Source organism: Lysobacterales bacterium (genome assembly GCA_016703225.1).
Taxonomy (GTDB): domain Bacteria; phylum Pseudomonadota; class Gammaproteobacteria; order Xanthomonadales; family Ahniellaceae; genus JADKHK01.
The window spans coordinates 905,857-926,176 of the sequence record JADJCM010000001.1 but is presented as its reverse complement, the minus strand read 5'-3'; the positions used below and the strand labels follow the sequence as shown (position 1 = coordinate 926,176).

The 20,320-nt window shown below is 69.0% G+C and carries 11 protein-coding genes; 8 read left to right on the top strand and 3 right to left on the bottom strand.

Translation table 11 applies throughout. The annotated features are described in order from the left end of the window. The first annotated feature begins 237 nt into the window (after window positions 1–237). From IPG63_04055 to IPG63_04030, 6 genes are read left to right on the top strand one after another with little or no spacing between them, the layout of a single operon-like run. Window positions 238–5,244, top strand: coding sequence for an InlB B-repeat-containing protein (locus IPG63_04055; GenBank protein MBK6726425.1), 5,007 nt, complete (start codon window positions 238–240; stop codon window positions 5,242–5,244). A gap of 49 nt (window positions 5,245–5,293) precedes the next feature. Continuing rightward, complete coding sequence (locus tag IPG63_04050; GenBank protein MBK6726424.1) at window positions 5,294–7,525, top strand: hypothetical protein; 2,232 nt, start codon at window positions 5,294–5,296, stop codon at window positions 7,523–7,525. A 34-nt stretch (window positions 7,526–7,559) separates the two neighbouring features. Next, the gene (locus IPG63_04045) at window positions 7,560–11,687 is read left to right on the top strand and encodes a hypothetical protein (GenBank protein MBK6726423.1); all 4,128 of its coding nucleotides are present in this window, start codon (window positions 7,560–7,562) and stop codon (window positions 11,685–11,687) included. 20 nt (window positions 11,688–11,707) lie between these two features. After that, complete coding sequence (locus tag IPG63_04040) at window positions 11,708–12,184, top strand: hypothetical protein (protein MBK6726422.1); 477 nt, start codon at window positions 11,708–11,710, stop codon at window positions 12,182–12,184. Between the two features lie 51 nt (window positions 12,185–12,235). Continuing rightward, window positions 12,236–13,096, top strand: a complete 861-nt coding sequence (locus IPG63_04035; protein ID MBK6726421.1) for a hypothetical protein — start codon at window positions 12,236–12,238, stop codon at window positions 13,094–13,096. Then, entirely contained in the window at window positions 13,059–13,712 is a 654-nt protein-coding gene (locus IPG63_04030; GenBank protein MBK6726420.1) for a hypothetical protein, read from the top strand. Before IPG63_04035 ends, IPG63_04030 begins: the two co-directional genes overlap by 38 nt. Window positions 13,713–13,726: 14 nt before the next feature. Here the strand turns inward: IPG63_04030 and IPG63_04025 are convergent, their stop codons facing one another. Together IPG63_04025 and IPG63_04020 are read right to left on the bottom strand one after the other, a co-directional pair. After that, on the bottom strand, window positions 13,727–15,121 hold the full coding sequence (locus IPG63_04025) for a beta-lactamase family protein (protein ID MBK6726419.1): 1,395 nt from the start codon (window positions 15,119–15,121) through the stop codon (window positions 13,727–13,729). A 59-nt stretch (window positions 15,122–15,180) separates the two neighbouring features. Continuing rightward, the gene (locus IPG63_04020; GenBank protein ID MBK6726418.1) at window positions 15,181–15,999 is read right to left on the bottom strand and encodes a mechanosensitive ion channel family protein; all 819 of its coding nucleotides are present in this window, start codon (window positions 15,997–15,999) and stop codon (window positions 15,181–15,183) included. 139 nt (window positions 16,000–16,138) lie between these two features. Here IPG63_04020 and IPG63_04015 point away from each other — a divergent pair, with 139 nt between their 5' ends. Beyond that, window positions 16,139–18,370, top strand: coding sequence for a hypothetical protein (locus IPG63_04015; protein ID MBK6726417.1), 2,232 nt, complete (start codon window positions 16,139–16,141; stop codon window positions 18,368–18,370). 139 nt (window positions 18,371–18,509) lie between these two features. Here IPG63_04015 and IPG63_04010 read toward each other — a convergent pair whose 3' ends face one another. Then, entirely contained in the window at window positions 18,510–19,274 is a 765-nt protein-coding gene (locus IPG63_04010; GenBank protein ID MBK6726416.1) for a hypothetical protein, read from the bottom strand. Between the two features lie 75 nt (window positions 19,275–19,349). On the opposite strand from IPG63_04010, the gene IPG63_04005 reads away from it, so the two are divergent. Beyond that, the gene (locus tag IPG63_04005) at window positions 19,350–20,285 is read left to right on the top strand and encodes a hypothetical protein (GenBank protein ID MBK6726415.1); all 936 of its coding nucleotides are present in this window, start codon (window positions 19,350–19,352) and stop codon (window positions 20,283–20,285) included. Window positions 20,286–20,320 lie beyond the last annotated feature (35 nt).

The following is a 20,320-nucleotide window of genomic DNA, read 5'->3' as shown; positions in this document are numbered from 1 at the left end:
GCGGCCTGCCCTGGATTGGCAACGGTTCGGCAAGTCATTGACCTTCCTTCACTTTCAGAATTTTCAGAATCCATCCGAAAACTTCAGTAGCGCCTGCAGGCGGAGCGCGGCACAAAGCTTGGGCCGTGCCGCTGTGCCGACCTCCGACGCAACCAGCACTCGCCAGGAATGGCTCCCCCGTGTCGACGGAGGGGTCGGCCCGCGGCCACGGTCTTCCCACTCTCCAGCGAGACCGCCATGCCCAAACCGCCCGTCGCGCGCGCGTTGTTGTCCCTCTGCGCCGTGCTGTTCGCCCTGACCGCGACCACCCAGGCCCTGGCCCAATCCGGCGCGCTGACGGCGGGCGAACAACACACCTGTGCCATCACCGACGCCGGAACCGTGAAGTGCTGGGGCGTCAACGGCAACGGCCAGTTAGGCAACGGCACCACCACGAACAGCGCCCTGGCGGTCGATGTCGGCGGGCTCGGCGCCGTCGCGCAGATCGCGGCCGGAGCCGCCCACACCTGCGCGCGTCTGGCGGATGGCACGGTGCGCTGTTGGGGCCATAACGTCCAGGGCCAACTCGGCGACGGCACGACCACGAACAGCACCACACCGGTGGCGGTCAGCGGGCTCGCCGATGTCGCGGAGATCGCGGCGGGCTACTCCCACACCTGCGCGCGGCTGACGGATGGCAAGGTGCGCTGCTGGGGCCGCAACTCCTACGGCCAACTCGGCAACGGCACGACCACACAGAGCCCCACGCCGGTGGCGGTCAGCGGGCTCGCCAACGTCGCGGAGATCGCGGCCGGGTACCACCACACGTGCGCGAGGCTGACGGATGGCACGGTGCGCTGCTGGGGCCACAACGGCTCAGGCCAGCTCGGCAACGGCACGACCACGCAGAGCACCACGCCGGTGGCGGTCAGCGGGCTCGCCAACGTCGCGGAGATCTCGGCCGGCGGTCACCACACCTGCGCGCGGCTGACGGATGGCACGGTGCGCTGCTGGGGCTACAACAGCTTCGGCCAGCTCGGCAACGGCACGACCACGAACAGCACCACGCCGGTGGCGGTCAGCGGGCTCGCCAACGTCGCGGAGATCGCGTCGGGTGGCCACCACACCTGCGCGCGGCTGACGGATGGCACGGTGCGCTGCTGGGGCTACAACAGCTTCGGCCAACTCGGCAACGGCACGACCACGAACAGCACCTCGCCGGTGGCGGTCAGCGGGCTCGGCAACGTCGCGGAGATCGCGGCGGGGTACTCCCACACCTGCGCGCGGCTGACGGATGGCACGGTGCGCTGCTGGGGCCGCAACGACTACGGACAACTTGGCGACGGGAGACCCAACCCGGCGCTCTCCCCAACGGTCGTGCCCGGTCTGGCCAACGTTGCAGAATTGGAAGCGGGCTGGCTGCATACCTGTGCGCGCGACGCCGGCGGCGCCGGGCAGTGCTGGGGAAGCAACGGCAATGGCCAGATCGGCGACGGCACGCTGGCACAGCGGCTGACGCCCACCACGGTATCCGGCCTTGGCATCGCGGCCGAGATCGAGGGCGGCGGCTCGCACAGTTGCGCACGCGTCAGCGACGGCACGGTGCGCTGCTGGGGCAGCAACAGCGATGGCCAGATCGGCGACGGCAGCTTCGTGCAGCGGCCCAGCCCGGTCGCGGTGGCATCGCTCGGCTCGGTGATTGAGGTGGCCGCCGGCCTGCGGTTCACCTGCGCCCTGATCAGCGGCGGAGCCGGGCGTTGCTGGGGCTACAACGTCGGCGGCCAGTTGGGCAATGGCTCGAGCGTCACACAACCGACCCCCGTGGCCGTCGCCGGACTGAGCGGCGCAACGGCACTGACCGCCGGCGCCTACCACGCCTGTGCTCTGGTCGGCGGGGGCGCGATGCGCTGTTGGGGCAACAATGATGCCGGACAGATCGGCACTGGCACCACGACGACTCAACGGACGCCCGCTCCGGTGGTTGGTCTCTCGGGCGCCACTCAGATCACCGCCGGCTACCAGCACACCTGCGCACGCATCGGCGATGGCAGCGTGCGTTGCTGGGGCAACAACGGCAACGGCCAAGTCGGCGATGGCAGCCTGGTCAATCGAACCACGCCGGTGGTGGTGCCTGGGCTCGCCAACGTCGCGGCCGTCGCCGCGGGCGGCTTTCACACCTGCGCGCTGATCAATGACGGAACGGTGCAATGCTGGGGCCTGAACGACTACGGGCAACTCGGCGACGGGACCACGACCCAACGCTTGACCGCAACCACCGTGCCGGGTCTGGCCAACGTCACGGCGCTGACCGCCGGTGCCTACCATACCTGCGCCCTGCTCAGCGATGGCACGGCCCGATGCTGGGGCCGCAACCTGGAGGGGCAACTGGGCGACGGCGGCGCCGAGTTCCACACCACTCCGGTGGACGTTGCGGGCTCTCCCTTCATCACCTTTCGCACCCTGACCTACAGCGCCGGCAGCAACGGCAGCATCGCCGGCACTTCGCCGCAGACCGTGAACCACGGGTCGGACGGCACCGCCGTCACCGCGGTTGCGGACCCCGGCTACCACTTCGTGCAGTGGAGCGATGCCAGTACCGCGAACCCGCGTACCGACACCAACGTGACGGCCGATGTCACGGTCACCGCGCAGTTCGCGATCAACACCTACACGTTGACCTACGGCGCCGGCGCCAATGGTTCGATCAGCGGCACCTCGCCGCAGACGGTCAACCACGGCAGCGATGGCAGTGCCGTCACAGCCGTCGCCGACTCCGGCTACCACTTCGTGCAGTGGAGCGATGCCAGTACCGCGAACCCGCGCACCGACACCAACGTCACCGCCGATGTCACGGTCACCGCGCAGTTCGCGATCAACACCTACACGCTGACCTATGGCGCAGGCGCCAATGGTTCGATCAGCGGCACTTCGCCGCAGATCGTGAACCACGGCAGCGATGGCAGTGCCGTCACAGCCGTCGCCGACACCGGCTACCACTTCGTGCAATGGAGCGACGCCAGCACGGCCAATCCGCGCACCGACACCAACGTGACGACCAACATCAACGTCACCGCGCAGTTCGCGATCAACACCTATACGCTGACCTACACCGCAGGTACCAGTGGTTCGATCAGCGGCACCTCGCCGCAGACCGTGAACCACGGGTCGGACGGCACCGCCGTCACTGCCGTTGCTGACACCGGCTACCACTTCGTGCAATGGAGCGACGCCAGCACGGCCAATCCACGCACCGACACCAACGTGACGACCAACATCAACGTCACCGCGCAGTTCGCGATCAACACCTATACGCTGACCTACACCGCAGGTACCAGTGGTTCGATCAGCGGCACCTCGCCGCAGACCGTGAACCACGGGTCGGACGGCACCGCCGTCACTGCCGTTGCTGACACCGGCTACCACTTCGTGCAATGGAGCGATGCCAGTACCGCGAATCCACGCACCGACATCAACGTCACCGCCGATCTCACGGTCACCGCGCAGTTCGCGATCAACACCTACACGCTGACCTACACCGCCGGCGCCAATGGTTCGATCAGCGGCACCTCGCCGCAGACGGTGAACCACGGCAGCGATGGCAGTTCGGTCAGCGCGGTTGCCGACACCGGCTACCACTTCGTGCAATGGAGTGATGGCAGCACTGCGAACCCGCGCACCGACACCAACGTCACCGCCGATCTCACGGTCACCGCGCAGTTCGCGATCAACACCTACACGCTGACCTACACCGCCGGCGCCAATGGTTCGATCAGCGGCACCTCGCCGCAGACGGTGAACCACGGCAGCGATGGCACGTCGGTCACGGCGGTTGCCGACACCGGCTACCACTTCGTGCAATGGAGCGACGCCAGCACGGCCAATCCACGCACCGACACCAACGTCACCGCCGATCTCACGGTCACCGCGCAGTTTGCGATCAGCCAGTTCACGGTGAGTTTTGATAGCCAGGGCGGCAGTGCCGTGTCGTCGATCACGCAGGATTACGCCAGTACGGTGACGGTGCCCGCGGCGCCGACGCGTGCGGGTCATGCCTTCGTGCATTGGAACAGCGCCGCCAACGGTTCGGGCACGGCCTATGCGCCGGGGGCCACGTTCGCCATGCCTGCGAACAACTCAACCCTGTACGCGCAATGGAACAACACCGTGCCGACCTTGGCCAGCATCGCCGATGTGGTGCTGAACGAGGACGGTGGCGCAACTGTGCTGCTCGATATCGGTGATGCCGAGTCTGCGCCCGTTGCACTGGCAGTGACCGCGAGCTCCGCGCAACCGGCCCTGCTGCTGCATCCGATCGTCAACACCGTCGCCAATCCGGCGCAGCGCGAACTGGTGCTGACGCCGGTCGCGAATGGCAATGGCGGGCCGGTCCCAGTGAGCGTGCTGGTGACCGACGAGGGCGGGTTGACGCAAGAGCGCTCGTTCCAGGTCACGATCCGCGCGGTCAACGACGCGCCGACCTTTGCCACCAGTGGCGATCGCACCGAGCCCGCTGGCGCCAGCGGGCTTCGCACGGTGCCGGGCTTCATCCAATCGCTCAGTGTCGGGCCGGCGGACGAAGCGGCACAGTTCATCCTCGGCTACAGCGCGGTCCAGGTCTCCGACCCGAACGGTGTGGTCAGCGCGATCAGCGTCGCGGTCGATGGCACGCTCTCGTACACGCTCAGCGGCAACGGCGGCAGCGCCAGCTTCGAGATCCGCGCCACCGACAACGGCGGCAATGCCTATGGTGGCCAGCCGACCTCGAGCCCGGTGGCGTTCTCGATCAGCGTCGGCAGCGGTGTTGACCTGCAGATCAGCAAGTCGAACGGGCGCACCACGTTCATGCCCGGCGAGAGCGTGCTGTACGACATCTACGTCGCCAACGCCGGCCCGAACGATGTCGTCGGCGCGCGCGTGCAGGACACGATCCCGGCGGAGCTGATCGGTGCTGCATGGACCTGCACCGCGATCTTGCGTTCCAGTTGCGCGGCAACCACCGGCACCGGCTCGATCGACGAACTGGTGAACCTGCAATCCGGCGGCGTGCTGCGCTACTCGCTGCTGGCCACGGTGGCGCCGACCGCGATCGACCGCATGCTGATCAACACCGCCACCGTCACGGCCCCCGCCGGTCTCGCCGAACTCGCGCCCGCCGACAACAGCGATACCGACAGCGACCGCGTCCTGATCGATGGCTTGTTCCTGGACGGCTTCGAGGACGGCGCCAACCGCATCACCGTTCCCTTCGTCGATCCGGGGCGGTGAGGGTGTGCCTAAGCGGCTCTCCAATCGAAACCCACAACGGAGTCGGACCATGGATCCACGACTGGCAATGATCGCCGCACTGGCGCTGACCGCGCTGCCCTGCTTCGCGGCGGAGTTCAACCACCCGCCGGTGCTGGCCGAGGGCGACCTCTCCCTGCGTGACCCGGCGATGCCATTCGAGGCGCTGAGCCTGCCGGATGGCTCGCTGGTGCTCGCGGGCAACCTGCGCTGGGCCAATGACCTCGCGGTGAAGTCGCTGCTGCGGCTGCTGCCGGATGGGAGCCTCGACACCGCGTTCCGTCCTTACCTTTCTTCCGACGCCGAGAGTCTGGCCCACGACGGCAGCTACCTCTACGTCTCCGGTTACTTCGCGGCGGTCGATGGCAACCCGATCTCCGGTCTGGCGCGCTTCTCGCTCGCGGATTTCAGCCTGGACACCAGCTTCCATCCGCTGTCGCAGGGAACGCTGGTTACCGCGATCGCGGTGCGCGATGGCTTCCTCTACGAGCTGCAGGGTGGCAGCGCCACGCCGCCCAGCTATGTGCGCAAGCGCGCGCTGGCGAATCCGGGCGTGGTGCTGTGGGAGCGCGCGATCCCGTTCGAGAGCTTCGTCGACTTCATGCGTCTGCTGCCGAGTGGCGATGTCATCGTCGGTACCGACATCGGTACGCAGCCGCTGTACAAGCTCAGCGGAGCCACCGGCGCCATCGATGCCAGCTGGAACCCGCCGCTCTCCGGCGCCTTCCAGGGTGGCATGGATCTGGAGATCGCGAGCAATGGCGACGTGCTGCTGGCGGGCTATGGAGTCGATGCGTTGGCGCGCTTTAGTTCGACCACGAACACGCGCATCGTCTCGTGGACCTTTGCCTTCGAGCCGGAAGCCACCGCGCAGGTGCTGTCGATCGCGCCGACCAGCGACAACGGTGCCCTCATCAGCGGCGACTTCACCGCGATCAACGGGCACCCGACGCCTGCAGGCATCGCGCGCATCCTGGCCGATGGCAGCGTCGATACCGGATGGGGCGGACTCAGTCCTGGAGGTCGCGGGAGCATCATCCACCTCTGGGATGCCACGCGCTTCGCGGTCGGCACCTGGAATCGGACAGGCGGCGATCGCGTGGTCGCCGGGCTGAGCGCGACCGGCGCCGCGGTGGCCGGCTTCCCGAACATTGCCATCGACTCCACCGGCTTCGCGCTCGGCTCGGTGGTCGAGGGCAGCGGCATCCTGCTGCATGGCGCGTTCGATCGTGCCGGCGGATTGGCGCGCGCGGGATTGCTGCGGATCGACGCCGCAAACGCGCTGGATCCGCTCTATCAGCCCGACACCAGCACCGGCATGACCGCGCCGCAGGGCGTGAAGGGCGTGGCCCTGACCGATGCCGGCCACTACGTGATCAACGCCGGCTCCGCAGCCACCTCCGTGCAGTTGCATCGACGCCTGGCGCCGAGTAACGGCAGCCTGCTCGGTTCGCCGGCGACGATCTACCCGGCGACCACCAGCCTCACGTCCTACGCGGCGCCGCCACGCTTCGACGCGGCGCAGTCCTGGCTGTACGTCGCCGGCAAGTGGAACGCCGGGGGTGCCGTGGCCGCGCGTCGCTTCCGGCCGTCCGATGGTCTGGTCGACGTCAGCTGGACGCCCGACCTGCCGACCGCGATCAACACTTACGCCTCCGAGCTGAGCGGCACGCACTACTACGTCGGCGGCTCGTTCGCGCTGCCGGCACCGCTGTCCACCGGCAACCTGGTGCGCATGCCGATCTCCGGCACCGGCGCGGTCGATGCCTCCTGGCTGCCGAACCCGAACGGTGCGGTGCGCGTGCTGATGATCGATGCGGGCGCAAACCTGCTCTACGTCGGCGGCGACTTCTCGACCATCGCCGGCAGCGCGCGCAACGGCCTGGCGCGATTCGACCTCGGCACCGGCGCGCTCGATGCCAGTTGGGCACCGCTGCCCGCGGGCACGCAGAACCGCGTGTACGGCCTTGAGCGCGACGCGGCCGGGCGCCTGTATGTGGTCGGGACACTGGGTAGCGTCGGCTGCTTCGGTCGCTCGCTGCAAGCCGCGCGCATCAGTGCCGCCGGTCTGGTCGATCCGGGTTGGGCGGTCAGCGCCGACAGTCTGATTCGCACGGTGCGCAGCGCCGGCACCGGCAAGGTGCTGCTCGCCGGATCGTTCAGTCGCATCGAAGACAGCGACCGCGGCGCCGTCGCCGTGGTCGGCGAAGGCAGCGACCTGATCTTCGCCGACCACATGGGCGACAACACCTGCGCGCAGTGACGCCACCCACCCCGCACCTTCGATGGAGCCAGCCATGATCGCCACCCGCCGCTCGCACCCCCGCCCGCATCTGCTGCTGCTCGCCGGCACGCTGCTGCTCGGATGGCTGGCCGCGGGGACGGCATTGGCGCAGGGCGGGGCGGCTCTGGCGGCGGGCGGGTCGCACACCTGTGCCATCACCGACGCCGGAACCGTGAAGTGCTGGGGACGAAACGGCGAAGGCCAGCTCGGCAACGGCACCATCACGAGCAGTGCCATGGCGGTCGATGTCGGCGGGCTCAGTGCTGTCGCGCAGATCGCGGCCGGGTACAACCATACCTGCGCGCGGCTGACGGATGGCACGCTGCGCTGCTGGGGCCGCAACTACGAAGGCCAGCTCGGCAACGGCACGCCCGTGAGCAGCACCATGCCAGTGGTGGTCAGCGGACTCAGCAATGTCGCGGAAATCGCGGCCGGGAACTTCCACACCTGCGCGCGGCTGATGGATGGCACGGTGCGCTGCTGGGGCCGCAACAGCGAAGGCCAACTCGGCAACGGCACGACCACGGATAGCAACACGCCGGTGGCGGTCAGCGGGCTCGCCAACGTCGCGGAGATCGATGCGGGTGGCCACCACACCTGCGCGCGGCTGACGGATGGTTCGGCGCGCTGCTGGGGCTACAACGATTACGGCCAGCTCGGCGACGGCACGACCACGAGCAGCACCACGCCGGTGGCGGTCGGCGGACTCGGCAATGTCGCGGAGATCGCGTTGGGTGGCCAACATACCTGCGCGCGGCTGACGGATGGCACGGTACGCTGCTGGGGCCACAACGGCTCAGGCCAACTCGGCAACGGCACGACCACGCAGAGCAGCACGCCGGTGGCGGCCAGTGGGCTGGCCAACGTCGCGGAGATCGCCGCGGGTGGCTATCACACCTGCGCACGGGTGACCGATGGCACGGTGCGCTGCTGGGGCTACAACGGCAACGGCCAACTCGGCAACGGCACGACCACGAACAGCACCACACCGGTGGCGGCAGCGGGCTCGCCAACGCCGTGGAGATTGCTGTGCGGTGGCGAGCACACCTGCGCGCGGGTTACGGGTGGCACCCTGCACTGCTGGGGTTGGAACAACTATGGCCAGATCGGCAACGGCACCACCACGCAGAGCACCACGCCGGTTGCGGTCAGCGGGCTCGCCAACGTTGCGGAGATCGCGGCCGGGTACTTCCACACCTGCGCGCGGCTGACGGATGGCACGGTGCGCTGCTGGGGCCGCAACGACGCCGGCCAAATCGGCAACGGCACAACCACGGACAGCCCTACGCCGGTGGCGGTCAGCGGGCTCGCCAACGTTGCGCAGATCGCGGCGGGCGGCTACCACACCTGCGTGCGGCTGACGGATGGCACGACGCGCTGCTGGGGTGCCAACTGGAGCGGCCAGCTGGGAAACGGCACGACCACCAACAGCACCACGCCAGCGGCGGTCAGCGCGTTTTCCAACGTCGCGGAGATCGCGGCGGGCGGCGCCCACACCTGCGCGCGGCTGACGGATGGCACGGTGCGCTGCTGGGGCTACAACGGCTACGGCCAACTCGGCAACGGCACGACCACGGACAGCACCACGCCGGTGGCGGTCAGCGGACTGGCCAATGTCACGGAGATCGCGGCGCGCGGCAACCACACCTGCGCGCGGCTGGCGGATGGCACGGTGCGCTGCTGGGGCTACAACGGCAACGGCCAACTCGGCAACGGCACGACCACCAACAGCACCACGCCGGTGGCGGTCAGCGGGCTCGCCAACGTTGCGGAGATCGCCCCCCCAACCCCCCCCCCCCCCCCCCGCCCCCCGGCCCCCCCCCCCCCCCCCAGCCCCAACGACAACCCCGCCCCGCCCGCCCCCCCCCCCCCCCCGCCCCCCCCCCGCCCGGGGGCGCCGCCCGCCCCCCCCGGCCCCGCCGGCGCCCCCCCCCCCCCCCCCCCCCCCCCCCCCGGGGCGGGGCCCGCGCGCCCCCGGGGTGCCCCCCGGGGACCCCCCCCGGGGGGGCGCCCCCCCCCCCCCCGCCCCCCCCCCCGGCGGCCGGGGGCCCCTAACCCGGGCGGGCGGGGGGCCCCCCCCCCCGCCCCCCCCCCGGCGCCGGCCGGGGGGGGGGCCGGGGGCCCCCCCCCCAAACACAACCACCGCCCCCCCCCCCCGCGCCCGGCCGCCGCCCCCCCCCGGCCCGTGGGCGGACGGCCCGGGGGCCCGGGGGCCGCGGGCGCCCCCCCCCCCCCCCGCGCCCCCGCCCGGCGGGGGTGGGGCGCGCTGCGGGGCCGGCAACGCCGCCCCGCCGCCCGCCACGGCCGCGGCCAAAAAAACGCCCCCCGGGGGGGGGGGGGCGCGGGCTCGCCAGCGTTGCGGGGATCGTGGCGGGCGGCTCCACAACTGCGCACTGCTGACGGATGGCACGACGCGCTGCTGGGGCCGCAACAGCGAAGGCCAGCTGGGAAACGGCACGACCACCAACAGCACCACGCCAGCGGCGGTCAGCGCGTTTTCCAACGTCGCGGAGATCGCGGCGGGCGGCGCCCACACCTGCGCGCGGCTGACGGATGGCATGCTGCGCTGCTGGGGCCGCAACAGCGACGGCCAGCTCGGCAACGGCACGACCACGAACAGCACCACGCCGGTGGCGGTCAGCGGGCTCGCCAACGTCATGGAGATCTCGGCGGGCTGGGGACACACCTGCGCCCGCATCACCGATGGCACGATGCGCTGCTGGGGCGGCAATTTTCACGGCCAGCTCGGCAATGGCGAAGCAGGCTACTACCCCACCCCGCAAACCGTCCTCGGCTCGCCGTTCCTCACCTTCCACACGCTGAGCTACGCCGCGGGGCTGAATGGGTCGATTGGCGGGGCGGGGCGCAGTCGGTGGTGCATGGGGGTGATGCCGCGGCGGTGACTGCCATCCCCGATGCCGGTTACCACTTCGTGCAGTGGAGCGATGGCAGCACCGACAATCCGCGCACCGACACGAACGTCACCGCGAACCTGAGTGTCACGGCGAGCTTCGCGAACGATGCGCCGGTGATCGCGGCGGTGGCGGATCAGTCGGTGCTGGAGGACTCGGGTTCGGCCAGCGTCACCCTCCAGGTGTCCGACCTGGAATCGGCCGCGGCCACGCTGGTGGTGACGGCGGCTTCGAGCGATGTCGGCGTGTTGCCGCATCCGGTGGTCACGGCCGGATCGAACGACGACGAGCGCGTGCTGACCTTCGCGCCGCTGGCGCAGCAGAACGGCGTGGTGACGGTGACCTTGAACATCGGCGATCCGGCCGGCGGGTCGTCGCAGCGCAGTTTCGATGTGACCGTGAACGCGGTGAACGACGCGCCGACGCTGACACTCGGCACGCTCGCGACGCATGCGGCCGCGACCAGCGGCGCGCAGAGCGTGCCCGGCTTCGCCAGCGTGGACTTCGGTCCCGCGAACGAGGACACGAGCCAGGCGGTCGATGACTTCCTGATCGACAGCATCAGCGACTCCGACGGCGTGCTCGCCGGTGGCGCGGTCGATCTGGCCAACGACGGCACGCTGAACTACACGCTCAGCGGCATCGGCGGCAGCGCCACGGTCACGCTGCGCGTGCGCGACAACGGCGGCACCGCGAACGGCGGCGACGACACCTCGACACCGCAGTCCTTCGCCATCACCGTCGTGCCCGGCGCGGACCTGCAGATCGCGAAGACCAACCATCGCGTCGGCCTGATCGATGGCGAGACCATCCGCTACGCCATCGTCGTCGCCAACGCCGGACCGAACCCGGTCGCCGGCGCCACGCTCAGCGACCCGCTGCCGGCGACGTTGATCAACGGTTCCTGGCAGTGCATCCCGGCACTCTCGACCGCGACCTGCCCGATCACCGACACCGGCACCGGTCACCTCAACCAGGCGATCAGCCTCGGCGTCGGCCAGTACCTGCGCTTCGACGTCCACGCCGAAGTCGATGGCAGCGTCGGCGCCTTCGTCACCAACACCGCCCACGTCACCGCACCCGCCGGCATCACCGCACTCGAAACCGCCAACGACAGCGCCACCGACCAGGACCCCATCCTCGGCATCGGCCTGTTCCTCGACGGCTTCGAAACCACCCCGCCCCCGCTCAACGTCCCCGGCGCCGAACAGGCGCTGGGTGGGCAATGAACTCGACTGGAGACTTCCCGATGAAACGATTCCTGCTGCGTCCGCGACTGCTGTTGGCCTTTGCACTGGGCGCCGTCAGCGTGCAGGCGAACTCTTGGCCTGAACCGGATGCGCCACACGCCACTGGTGCCGGCGCGGTGGGTGGTGGCGCGTTCCACACGTGTGCGCGCGTGCTCGATGGCAGCGCCCGCTGTTGGGGGCGCAATGCCGAGGGCCAGCTCGGCGATGGCAGCGGTCTGCAGCAACCGACGGCGGTTGCGGTTTCCGGACTCAACACCGTCGAGGAAGTGGCGATCGGGCTGTACCACTCCTGTGCGCGGCTGGTGGATGGCAGCGCAGCCTGCTGGGGTGCCAATTCGGCGGGTCAGCTTGGCGACGCCAGCTGGGCGATGCGCCCCACGCCGGTTGCGGTGTCGGCGCTTGGCACCATCGTCGAACTCGCGGCCGGGCACTATCACAGCTGCGCGCGTCTCAACGACGGCACCGTGCGCTGCTAGGGTCGCAACGACTACGGCCAGCTCGGCAACGGCAGCACCTCTTGGAGCAACGTGCCGGTCACAGTCAGCGGGCTTGGCGGCGTGACGCAGATCGCAGCCGGCGTGTTCCACACCTGCGCGCGCCTGTTCGACGGCAGCGTGCAGTGCTGGGGCTACAACGCCAACGGCCAGCTCGGCGATGGCACCGCCACGCATCGCAGCCTGCCGGCGCTCGCCGCGGGCCTGGCCAACGTGGCCGAAGTCTCGGTCGGCTGGTTCCATACCTGCGCGCGGCTCAACGACGGCAGCGTGCAGTGCTTGGGCGGGAATGGGGCGGGCCAGCTCGGCGATGGCAGCACCACGCCCAGCCTGATACCGGTCACGGTCGGTGGCATCAGCGGTGCCACGCAGCTCAGCGCCGGCGAGCAGCACGCCTGCGTGCGCCTGGCCGACTCCACGGCGCGCTGCTGGGGCGCCAACGGCAACGGCCAGCTCGGCGACGGCACCACCGTGAATCGTCCATCGCCGGTTGCCGTGTCGGGCCTGGACGACGCGATCGGGATCGCCGCTGGCTACGGCCACACCTGCGCCCAGCGTTACGGCACGGCGCTGTTGTGCTGGGGCTACAACAACCACGGCCAGCTCGGCGACGGCACCACCACGCAGCGCACGCTGCCCACCCCCGTCATCGACACGCCATTCATCACCATCCAGATCTTCGGTGATGGCTTCGAGACGGGTTGTGACTCCACCCGCCGCGGCCATCAGCCGTTCTCGACCAGGCCCAGACGGACGGGGTCGTCGGTGCAGGTGACGCCGGGGTTAGACTGCGCTCGCCGTTTGCCGACAGGAGCAGGTTGTGACTCAGGAGTTCATTCTGGTCGATTTCGAAAACGTGCAGCCCAGCAGTTTGGGCTCGCTCAAGCCCGGTGACTGCCACATCAAGCTGTTTGCCGGCGAGCACCAGAAGAAGGTGGACTTCGCGCTGGTGCAGGCGTTGCAGCAGTTCGGCAGCCATGCCGAGTACATCCAGATCGTCGGCAACGGCAAGGACGCGCTCGACTTCCACATCGCGTTCTACATCGGGCGGCTGTCGATGGCGCATCCGACTGCGGCCTTCACCATCGTCTCGCGCGACACCGGCTTTGATCCGCTGGTCAAGCATGTCATCGGCATGGGCATCGCCTGCCGGCGCGTGGCAGCGATCAGCGGTTCCGCGGTGACCAAGACGCCCGCGAAGCCGGGGGCCACGATGGCCAGGGCGAGCGAGAAGCCGACGCCGAAACCCGCTGCTGCGAAGGAGGCCGCGACGAAGACGCCGCGCGCCACCGCGAACCCGACGCCGACGCGACTGAAGGAAGTGCTGGAGCGACTCGATGGCCTGAAGGCGGCGCGTCCCGGCACGCGCAAGGCACTGCGCTCGTCGCTGCAGGCCTGGTTCAAGCCGGCGCCGAGCGAAGCCGAAGCCGACGCGCTGCTCGATCAGCTCGCGCAGCTCGGCCACATCACGGTGACCGGCAACAAGCTGGCGTATCCCGCGCGCGGCTGACCGCGGCGCTGCGCTCAGAACGGAAAGCGCTCGATCGCGATGTGCCGCGTCGCCGCGGGGAACACGAGTTCAAGGGTGGCGTGATTGGCGTCGGCGAAGTCGAACTGCAGTTCGCCGAACGGAGCGGTCGTGATCGCGCCGGGATCGACGCCGTTGCTGAGCGCGCCGCTGCCGCCGTAGCGGGTGCGATACAGCGGCCCGCGCCAGCGCGTGCTCGACTGCCAGGCGCCGCCGGCGAAGGTCAGCCACAGCGGCGTGCCATCGTCGTCGAAGGTGTAGAAAGTGCCGGTGAGCTGGTGATCGGCGCGCTGTACCAGGGTGAAGCCGCTGCCTGATTCCTGCGGGCGCCACCAGATGCCGCCGAAGTCGGCAAAGGGGACGAGGGCGGTGTCGCGGTCCAGCAGGGTCGATACCTGCTGGATCAGGCGCGTGGTATCGGCGCGCTGGGTGCTGAAGTCGCCGTACACGAGCAGCACGCCGGCGATGTCGCGGCGCAGATCCAGCCAGGGCGTGAAGCCGAACGCGCCCGGACTGCTCACTAGCGTGCTGTGGCCCTGCGCGTCCTTGGCCTCGACCCAGTGGCCGATGCCATAGCCCGCGCCCGGCAGCGGCGAGGAGAGCACGCGCGTGCCCACGGTCTGGTCGCGGTCCATCTCGGTGAGCGTGGCCGAGTCCAGCAGGCGCCGGCCCGCCGCCTTGCCGTGCGCCTGCCACATCAGCAGCAGCTTCATGTAGTCGCCAGCGGTCGAGTACATGCCGCCGGCGATGCGCGGGTTCGACGTGTCGATGCCCGCGAAGTACCAGTAGTGCGTGTTGCCGAGGCCGAGCGGTGCAGCGACCTCGCGCCGGAACAGTTCGCTCCAGCGTTCGCCGGTGGCGCGCTCGACCAGATGACCGGCGACCTGCATGGCGTTGCCACCGTAGTCCATCACCGTGCCCGGCGTGGCGGTCAGCGGCAATTGCAGGATCTCGGCGGCACAAGCGGCCAGTGTGGTGCCGCGATCGGCCACGCAGGGCGATGGATTGCGGATGTCGCCGCCGGGAATCGCGGAGGTCATCGAGAACAGCTGGCGCAGGGTGAGGTTCGCCTTGTCGGTGGGCACCTCGGGCACGTGGCTCGCCAGCGTGTCGTCCCAATGCAGTCGGCCCTGGTCCACGAGCCGTGCGACCAGCGCCGCCGACATCCACTTGGTGGCGGACGCGATCGGCACGCGGGTATCGAGTACGTAGCTGCCATAGGCGCGCTGATGCACGATGGCGCCGTCCTGGGCCAGGATCAGCACGGCGCCAGGGAGCTGGTGTGCCGCCAACATCGCCTCGACGCTGGCGTCGATGGCAGCGAAGCGCGACGGTGCGGCGTGCGCCGCCAGCGCGGGCAGAAGAGCGAACGCCAGGGCGAGGATGCGCATGCGGACTCCGAGCTTGAAGCTTCTGTACAACGTGCGCGCGCGCTCGCGGTTGACTGCGCTCAGGGCGCGAGCTGGCGCGTCGCGGTGCGGGTTTCGGGTGCCGGCCAGCCCTGCTCCTGGACCAGTTCGGCGATGGCGCGGTTGCCGGCGTAGAACAGCGGCCAGTAGTCGGTGTTGGCGCAGTGCGGACGCACCGCCACGCTGATGCCGGTCGGCGTGTAGTCGATCAGTTCCACCAGCAATGCCGGCTGCGGCCGAACCTGCGGCAGTGCACCGACGCGCTCGCGCAGTGTCGCAATCACCTGTTCCACATCGACGCCGTGCCCGACCTGGCAGACCAGGTCGACGCGCCGCGTCGGGTTCACGCTGTAGTTGACGATGTTGTCCGAGAACACGCGGTTGTTGCCGATCAGCACGCGCGCGCCATCCGGCGTGTCGAGCGTGGTGCCGAACAGGCCGATCTCGCGCACCGTGCCGGTGACCGCGGAGACCAGGATCAAATCACCGACCTTGAACGGACGCAGTACCACCAGGAACACGCCGGCGGCGAAGTTCGCGAGCAGGCCGGACCAGGCGACGCCGATGGCGACGCCGCCGGCGGCCATCAGTGCCGCGAAGCTCGTCGTCTCGACGCCGAGGAAGCCGAGGATGCCGAGGAACAGCGCGATCTTGAGTGCCACCCGCGCAAACGACTGCGCATAGCGCGCAAGCGTTGCGTCGACCGGTTGCGCCTGCATCGCGCGCCCGAGTGCCGCGAGCATGCCGCGGATCACCCAGCCGCCTACCACCCAGATCATGATGGCTGCGAGAAGGCGCAGCCCTGCGGGCATCAAGGTTTGCCGCCACAGTTCGTTCCAGTCGATTGCGGTCCAGGTCATCGTGGGGTGATTCCTCGGGTTCATCCCCGATTATGCACGAGCCGTCACGCCTCGCCCGCGGCTGCGCCCGAGGCATGACTGACGACCGATGGCGGCCCGCCGGCCCCGGCCTAGATTGCCTATCCCGAAGGAGTACGCCATGCGCAGCATCCTCATCGCCGTGGTCCTCTCGCTGGCGACCACGACGGCCGTTGCCGGACTGGAGATCGACGGCCGCGGCAACGAGACCGAGTGGGCGGGCGCGCGCCGCTTCGGTGACTTCGTGCAGATCCAGCCGCTCAACGGAACGCCGGTAAGCGAACGCTTTGCGACCGAGGCACGACTGCTGGCCCTGCCCGAAGGCATCGCCGTGTATCTCTACGCGCGCCATCCGAGCGACGTTCCGCGGACGCGCACCCGTCTCGCCCGCGACGTCGATGTGCCGGTCGATCGCGCCAGCTTCATGGTCGACTTCGACGGCGACGGACGCAGCGGCTTCGACTTCACGGTGACGCTCGGTGGCGATGTCGCAGACGCCGTGATAAGCGAGGAAAGCCGCTTCAACACCGACTGGGACGGCGACTGGCAGCATGCCGTGCACGAGGACGAGGACGGTTACGGCATCGAGTGGCTGATCCCGTGGGCGATCGCGCCGATGAAGAACTCCGGTGCCGACCAGCGCCGCATCGGCGTGTTCTTCACCCGCGTCATCGCTGCCAGCGGCGAGCGCTGGGCCAGCCCGAACGCGGTGTGGACGCGGCCGCGGTTCCTGAGCGACTTCGAACGCATCGAGATTCCGCAGTACCGCGCCTCGGCGTTCACTTTCACGCCCTACCTGGTCGCGCGTCGCGACTTCGCGCATGCCGATGACGATTACAAGGCCGGCGTGGATCTGTTCTGGAAGCCCAATGGCGACCACCAGTTCGCGGCGACGCTGAATCCGGATTTCGGCCAGGTCGAGTCGGACCAGTTGGTGGTGAACTTTGACGCGATCGAGACCTTCTTCAGCGACAAGCGTCCGTTCTTCACCGAAAACCAGACCTATTTCGAGGTCAACAATCCGGGCGGCCAGCTGTTCTACACGCGCCGCGTCGGCGGCGCCGCGGATGACGGTTCCGGCGCCTCCGACATCGATGCCGCGGTCAAGGCCAATGGCAGTTTCGGCGACCTCGGTTACGGCGTGTTCGCGGCCAGCGAAAACGGCGATGCCGGCCGCGATTTCCTGCTGGCACGCGCCACCCATGTCGGCGACGATCTCACGCTTGGGGTGACGCAGACGCATGTCGATCGCCCCTTCCTCGATCGCGTCGCCGATGTCAGCTCGGTCGACGCGCGCTGGCGCCCGAACGCGCAGTGGAGCGTGCTCGCTGCACTGATGCACTCCGACACCGAGACCGCCGGGGTGGCGCGGCGCGATTTCGGCGGCGGCATCATCGCCGACTGGGACATGCCGGGGCCGTGGCGGCAGCAGTATTTCCTGATTCATGTCGGCAAGGAGATGGAACTGAATGACCTCGGCTTCCAGGACCGCAACAACTTCCTTTCTGTGGAATGGGAGAGCGCCTACCGCCAGGACCATCTGCCGGACGACTCCGTGTTCGCGAGCCACCAGTACGAGTTCGAGCTGCAGCGCCAGACCAACGACCGCGGGTTGACCTTGCGCGAGAGCTACGCCGTGCAGCGCCAATCCGAACTGCGGGACGGTGGCAACATGTTCCTCATTGCGCGCTATCTGCGACCCGCCTGGGACGACCTGATCTCGCGCGGCAACGGCGCCATTCGCCGCCAACCGGGTCTCGCCGTGTTCGGCGAGCGCTACGTGCCGCGCCAGGGCGACGGCTGGTTCGGCTGGTACGCGAACCTGGAGGTCGCGCCCAACCTGCACCGCGGCTACAGCGTGTACGGCGGCGTGCAACCGAAGTTCCACATCGGCGACCGCTTCGATGTCGATGTTGGCCTGTTCGGTCGCAAGCAGCAGGACTGGGTGCTGTGGCAGGGCGGGCGCAACTTCGGCAGCTTCGAGGCCAAGCGCGCCGAGCTGTACTCGAACCTCAACTGGTTCATTGGCGCGAAGCAGGAGTTGCGCCTGAAATTGCAGGCAATCGCCATCGACGCCCAGGCGATCACCATGCGCACGCCCGATGCCGACGGTCGCCTGGTCGCGAACTCGACACCGCTCGCCGACTTCCGCGTGCGCAACCTCGGCTTCCAGCTGCGCTATCGCTACCAGCTCGGCACGCTGAGCGACGTCTTCGCGGTCTACAGCCGCGGCGGCTTCGAGCGCGAAACCCTGCTCGGCGACGACAGCCTCGGCAGCATCCTCGGCGACACCTTCGCGCTCGACAACGACGACCAGTTCCTGATCAAGATCGCCTATCGCTTCGCGCCGTGAACCCTGCGCATCGCTTCGTCTATGCGATGTAGGAGCGACCCCGGTCGCGACCTTTGACGCCGGATCGTACGATCATCGCGATCTCGCGGTGTCGCGAAAACCGGTCGCAACGCGTCAGCGGTCGCGGCCGGGGCCGCTCCTACATCGCGTCGACCGAAATTCCGTGCGCGCTGAGGATGGCGTGGGCCTGGCGATGGGCGACGGATCGCGCATCGCCGGAAATCGTGACGCGCCCGTCGCGGTAATGCAGCTCGACCGCATCGTCCAGCGACGCGCGCTGCTCGCGCCCCGGCGACAGCAGCGCGCATTCGAGGATCGACCAGATCGCGTCGAAGCCGGCGTGTTCGTATTGCAGTGCCGTGAGGGCACAGAGGTCGTGGTGGGTCAGGTAGCGCGCGTGCTCGACGCGGATCGAGAAGGCTTCGTTGAGCAGCAGCGCGGTGTTCGAGTCCGCGAGGCCCTTCTCCTCGAAGTCGCGTTCCATCTGCGCACCGACCTGTTTCGCATCGGCGGCGTGACCGACGAGCACGAACGGCACCAGCAGCAGCGGGCTGCCGATCAGGCGCGCATCGGGCTCCAGCACCGGCGCCGCCATGCGTCCGGCGGAAGCGCCGAAACTGGTGATCGCTGGTGCCCAGCCGCCGCGCTGTGCCTGCTGGTGCATGCGCGCCAGTTCGCCATGGATCGGCCAGCCCGGGCGCAGGATCTGGGCCTGGTCGTACAGGGCCGCCGACACCGCCAGGCCCATCGTCTCGACCCCCGGGATCAATCGCGCCAGATCGTTCGCGATCGCATCGCCGAGCAAGGGCGCAGACTCGAGTGGCAGGCGCAGCGCGCTTGGCGTGCCTTCGGGCACGAGTTCAAGGGCGAGTACGGCGGGACACGAGGTGAGCACGGCAGCCATGGCGAAATCCGGATGGAACGGCCGCCGAGTCTAGCGGTCGATCGAGCGTTCGCCTCGCGCTGCTAGGATTTGCCGATGACCGATTCACGCATGAACCGCCTGCGCCGCGAGCTGCGGGTATTGGTGGAACGCTGGTTGCTGCCGTTCGCGATCGCGCTGATGCCGTGGTGGGTCGGCTTTCGGGTTGCGCGGCGGTTGGCGCAATGGCCGTGGTTCTTCCGCGAACGCGTTGACGCGACGCTCGCGATCGCCACGCGCTATGGCGTCGTCGATGACCCGCGGCGCTTCGCCTTCGAGCAGCGCCTGTACCACCTGATCGACCACGTCGATCTGTTCCTGCTCAAGTTCCGCTCCGACCGCTTTCTCGACCGCCATTTCGACATCGACGGCCACTGGCCAGCCGGCACCGATCCGCTGATCACCTTGTCGTTTCATTGGGGCGCAGGTTTCTGGGCGCTGCGTTCGTTGCGTCGCAGCGGGCGGCGCTTTGCCGGTCTGTCCGTGCGCACGGATGCGCAGAGTTTTGCCGGCCACACGTTGCTGCACCGCTATGCGTTGCGGCGCAATGCCGAAGTAGTGCGCTGCGGCGATCATGGACTCGTCTACATCGGCGACGGGCCGCGACCGATGCTGCGCGCGCTGCAATCCGGCGTCGGCCTGCTGACCTCGATCGACGTGCCCAACCTCGGCGGCGAGGTGCGCGTGCGCGTGCTGGATCGCGACGCATTGCTGCCGACCGGCATGATCAAGCTCGCCGAGAAGTCGAAGGTGCCGATCGTGTTCTTCGCGGTCTGGCTCGATCCCGCGAGCGGACGGCGCAAGCTGCGTATCCGCGAGCCACTGACGGTGACCGATCGCGATGGGGCGATGCGCTTCGCCGCCGCGCATCTGGACTGGATGCTGCGCACGACCCCCGCTGCCTGGCATTTCTGGGCTTATGCCGACGCCATCTTCGTCGCTGCGGAGCGTTCGGTTGCCGTCGTCGATGTCGAGGATCGACGCTCGGCGTGACCACTCCACGGGCATTTGCTAGGGTCGGGCTCCCG

Excerpts from the sequence above, each read along its gene's own strand:
- IPG63_04055 (MBK6726425.1), top strand. The coding sequence starts at position 238 with ATGCCCAAACCGCCCGTCGCGCGCGCGTTGTTGTCCCTCTGCGCCGTG.
- IPG63_04050 (MBK6726424.1), top strand. The coding sequence starts at position 5,294 with ATGGATCCACGACTGGCAATGATCGCCGCACTGGCGCTGACCGCGCTG.
- IPG63_04045 (MBK6726423.1), top strand. The coding sequence starts at position 7,560 with ATGATCGCCACCCGCCGCTCGCACCCCCGCCCGCATCTGCTGCTGCTC.
- IPG63_04040 (MBK6726422.1), top strand. The coding sequence starts at position 11,708 with ATGAAACGATTCCTGCTGCGTCCGCGACTGCTGTTGGCCTTTGCACTG.
- IPG63_04025 (MBK6726419.1), bottom strand. The coding sequence starts at position 15,121 with ATGCGCATCCTCGCCCTGGCGTTCGCTCTTCTGCCCGCGCTGGCGGCG.
- IPG63_04020 (MBK6726418.1), bottom strand. The coding sequence starts at position 15,999 with ATGACCTGGACCGCAATCGACTGGAACGAACTGTGGCGGCAAACCTTG.
- IPG63_04015 (MBK6726417.1), top strand. The coding sequence starts at position 16,139 with ATGCGCAGCATCCTCATCGCCGTGGTCCTCTCGCTGGCGACCACGACG.
- IPG63_04010 (MBK6726416.1), bottom strand. The coding sequence starts at position 19,274 with ATGGCTGCCGTGCTCACCTCGTGTCCCGCCGTACTCGCCCTTGAACTC.
- IPG63_04005 (MBK6726415.1), top strand. The coding sequence starts at position 19,350 with ATGACCGATTCACGCATGAACCGCCTGCGCCGCGAGCTGCGGGTATTG.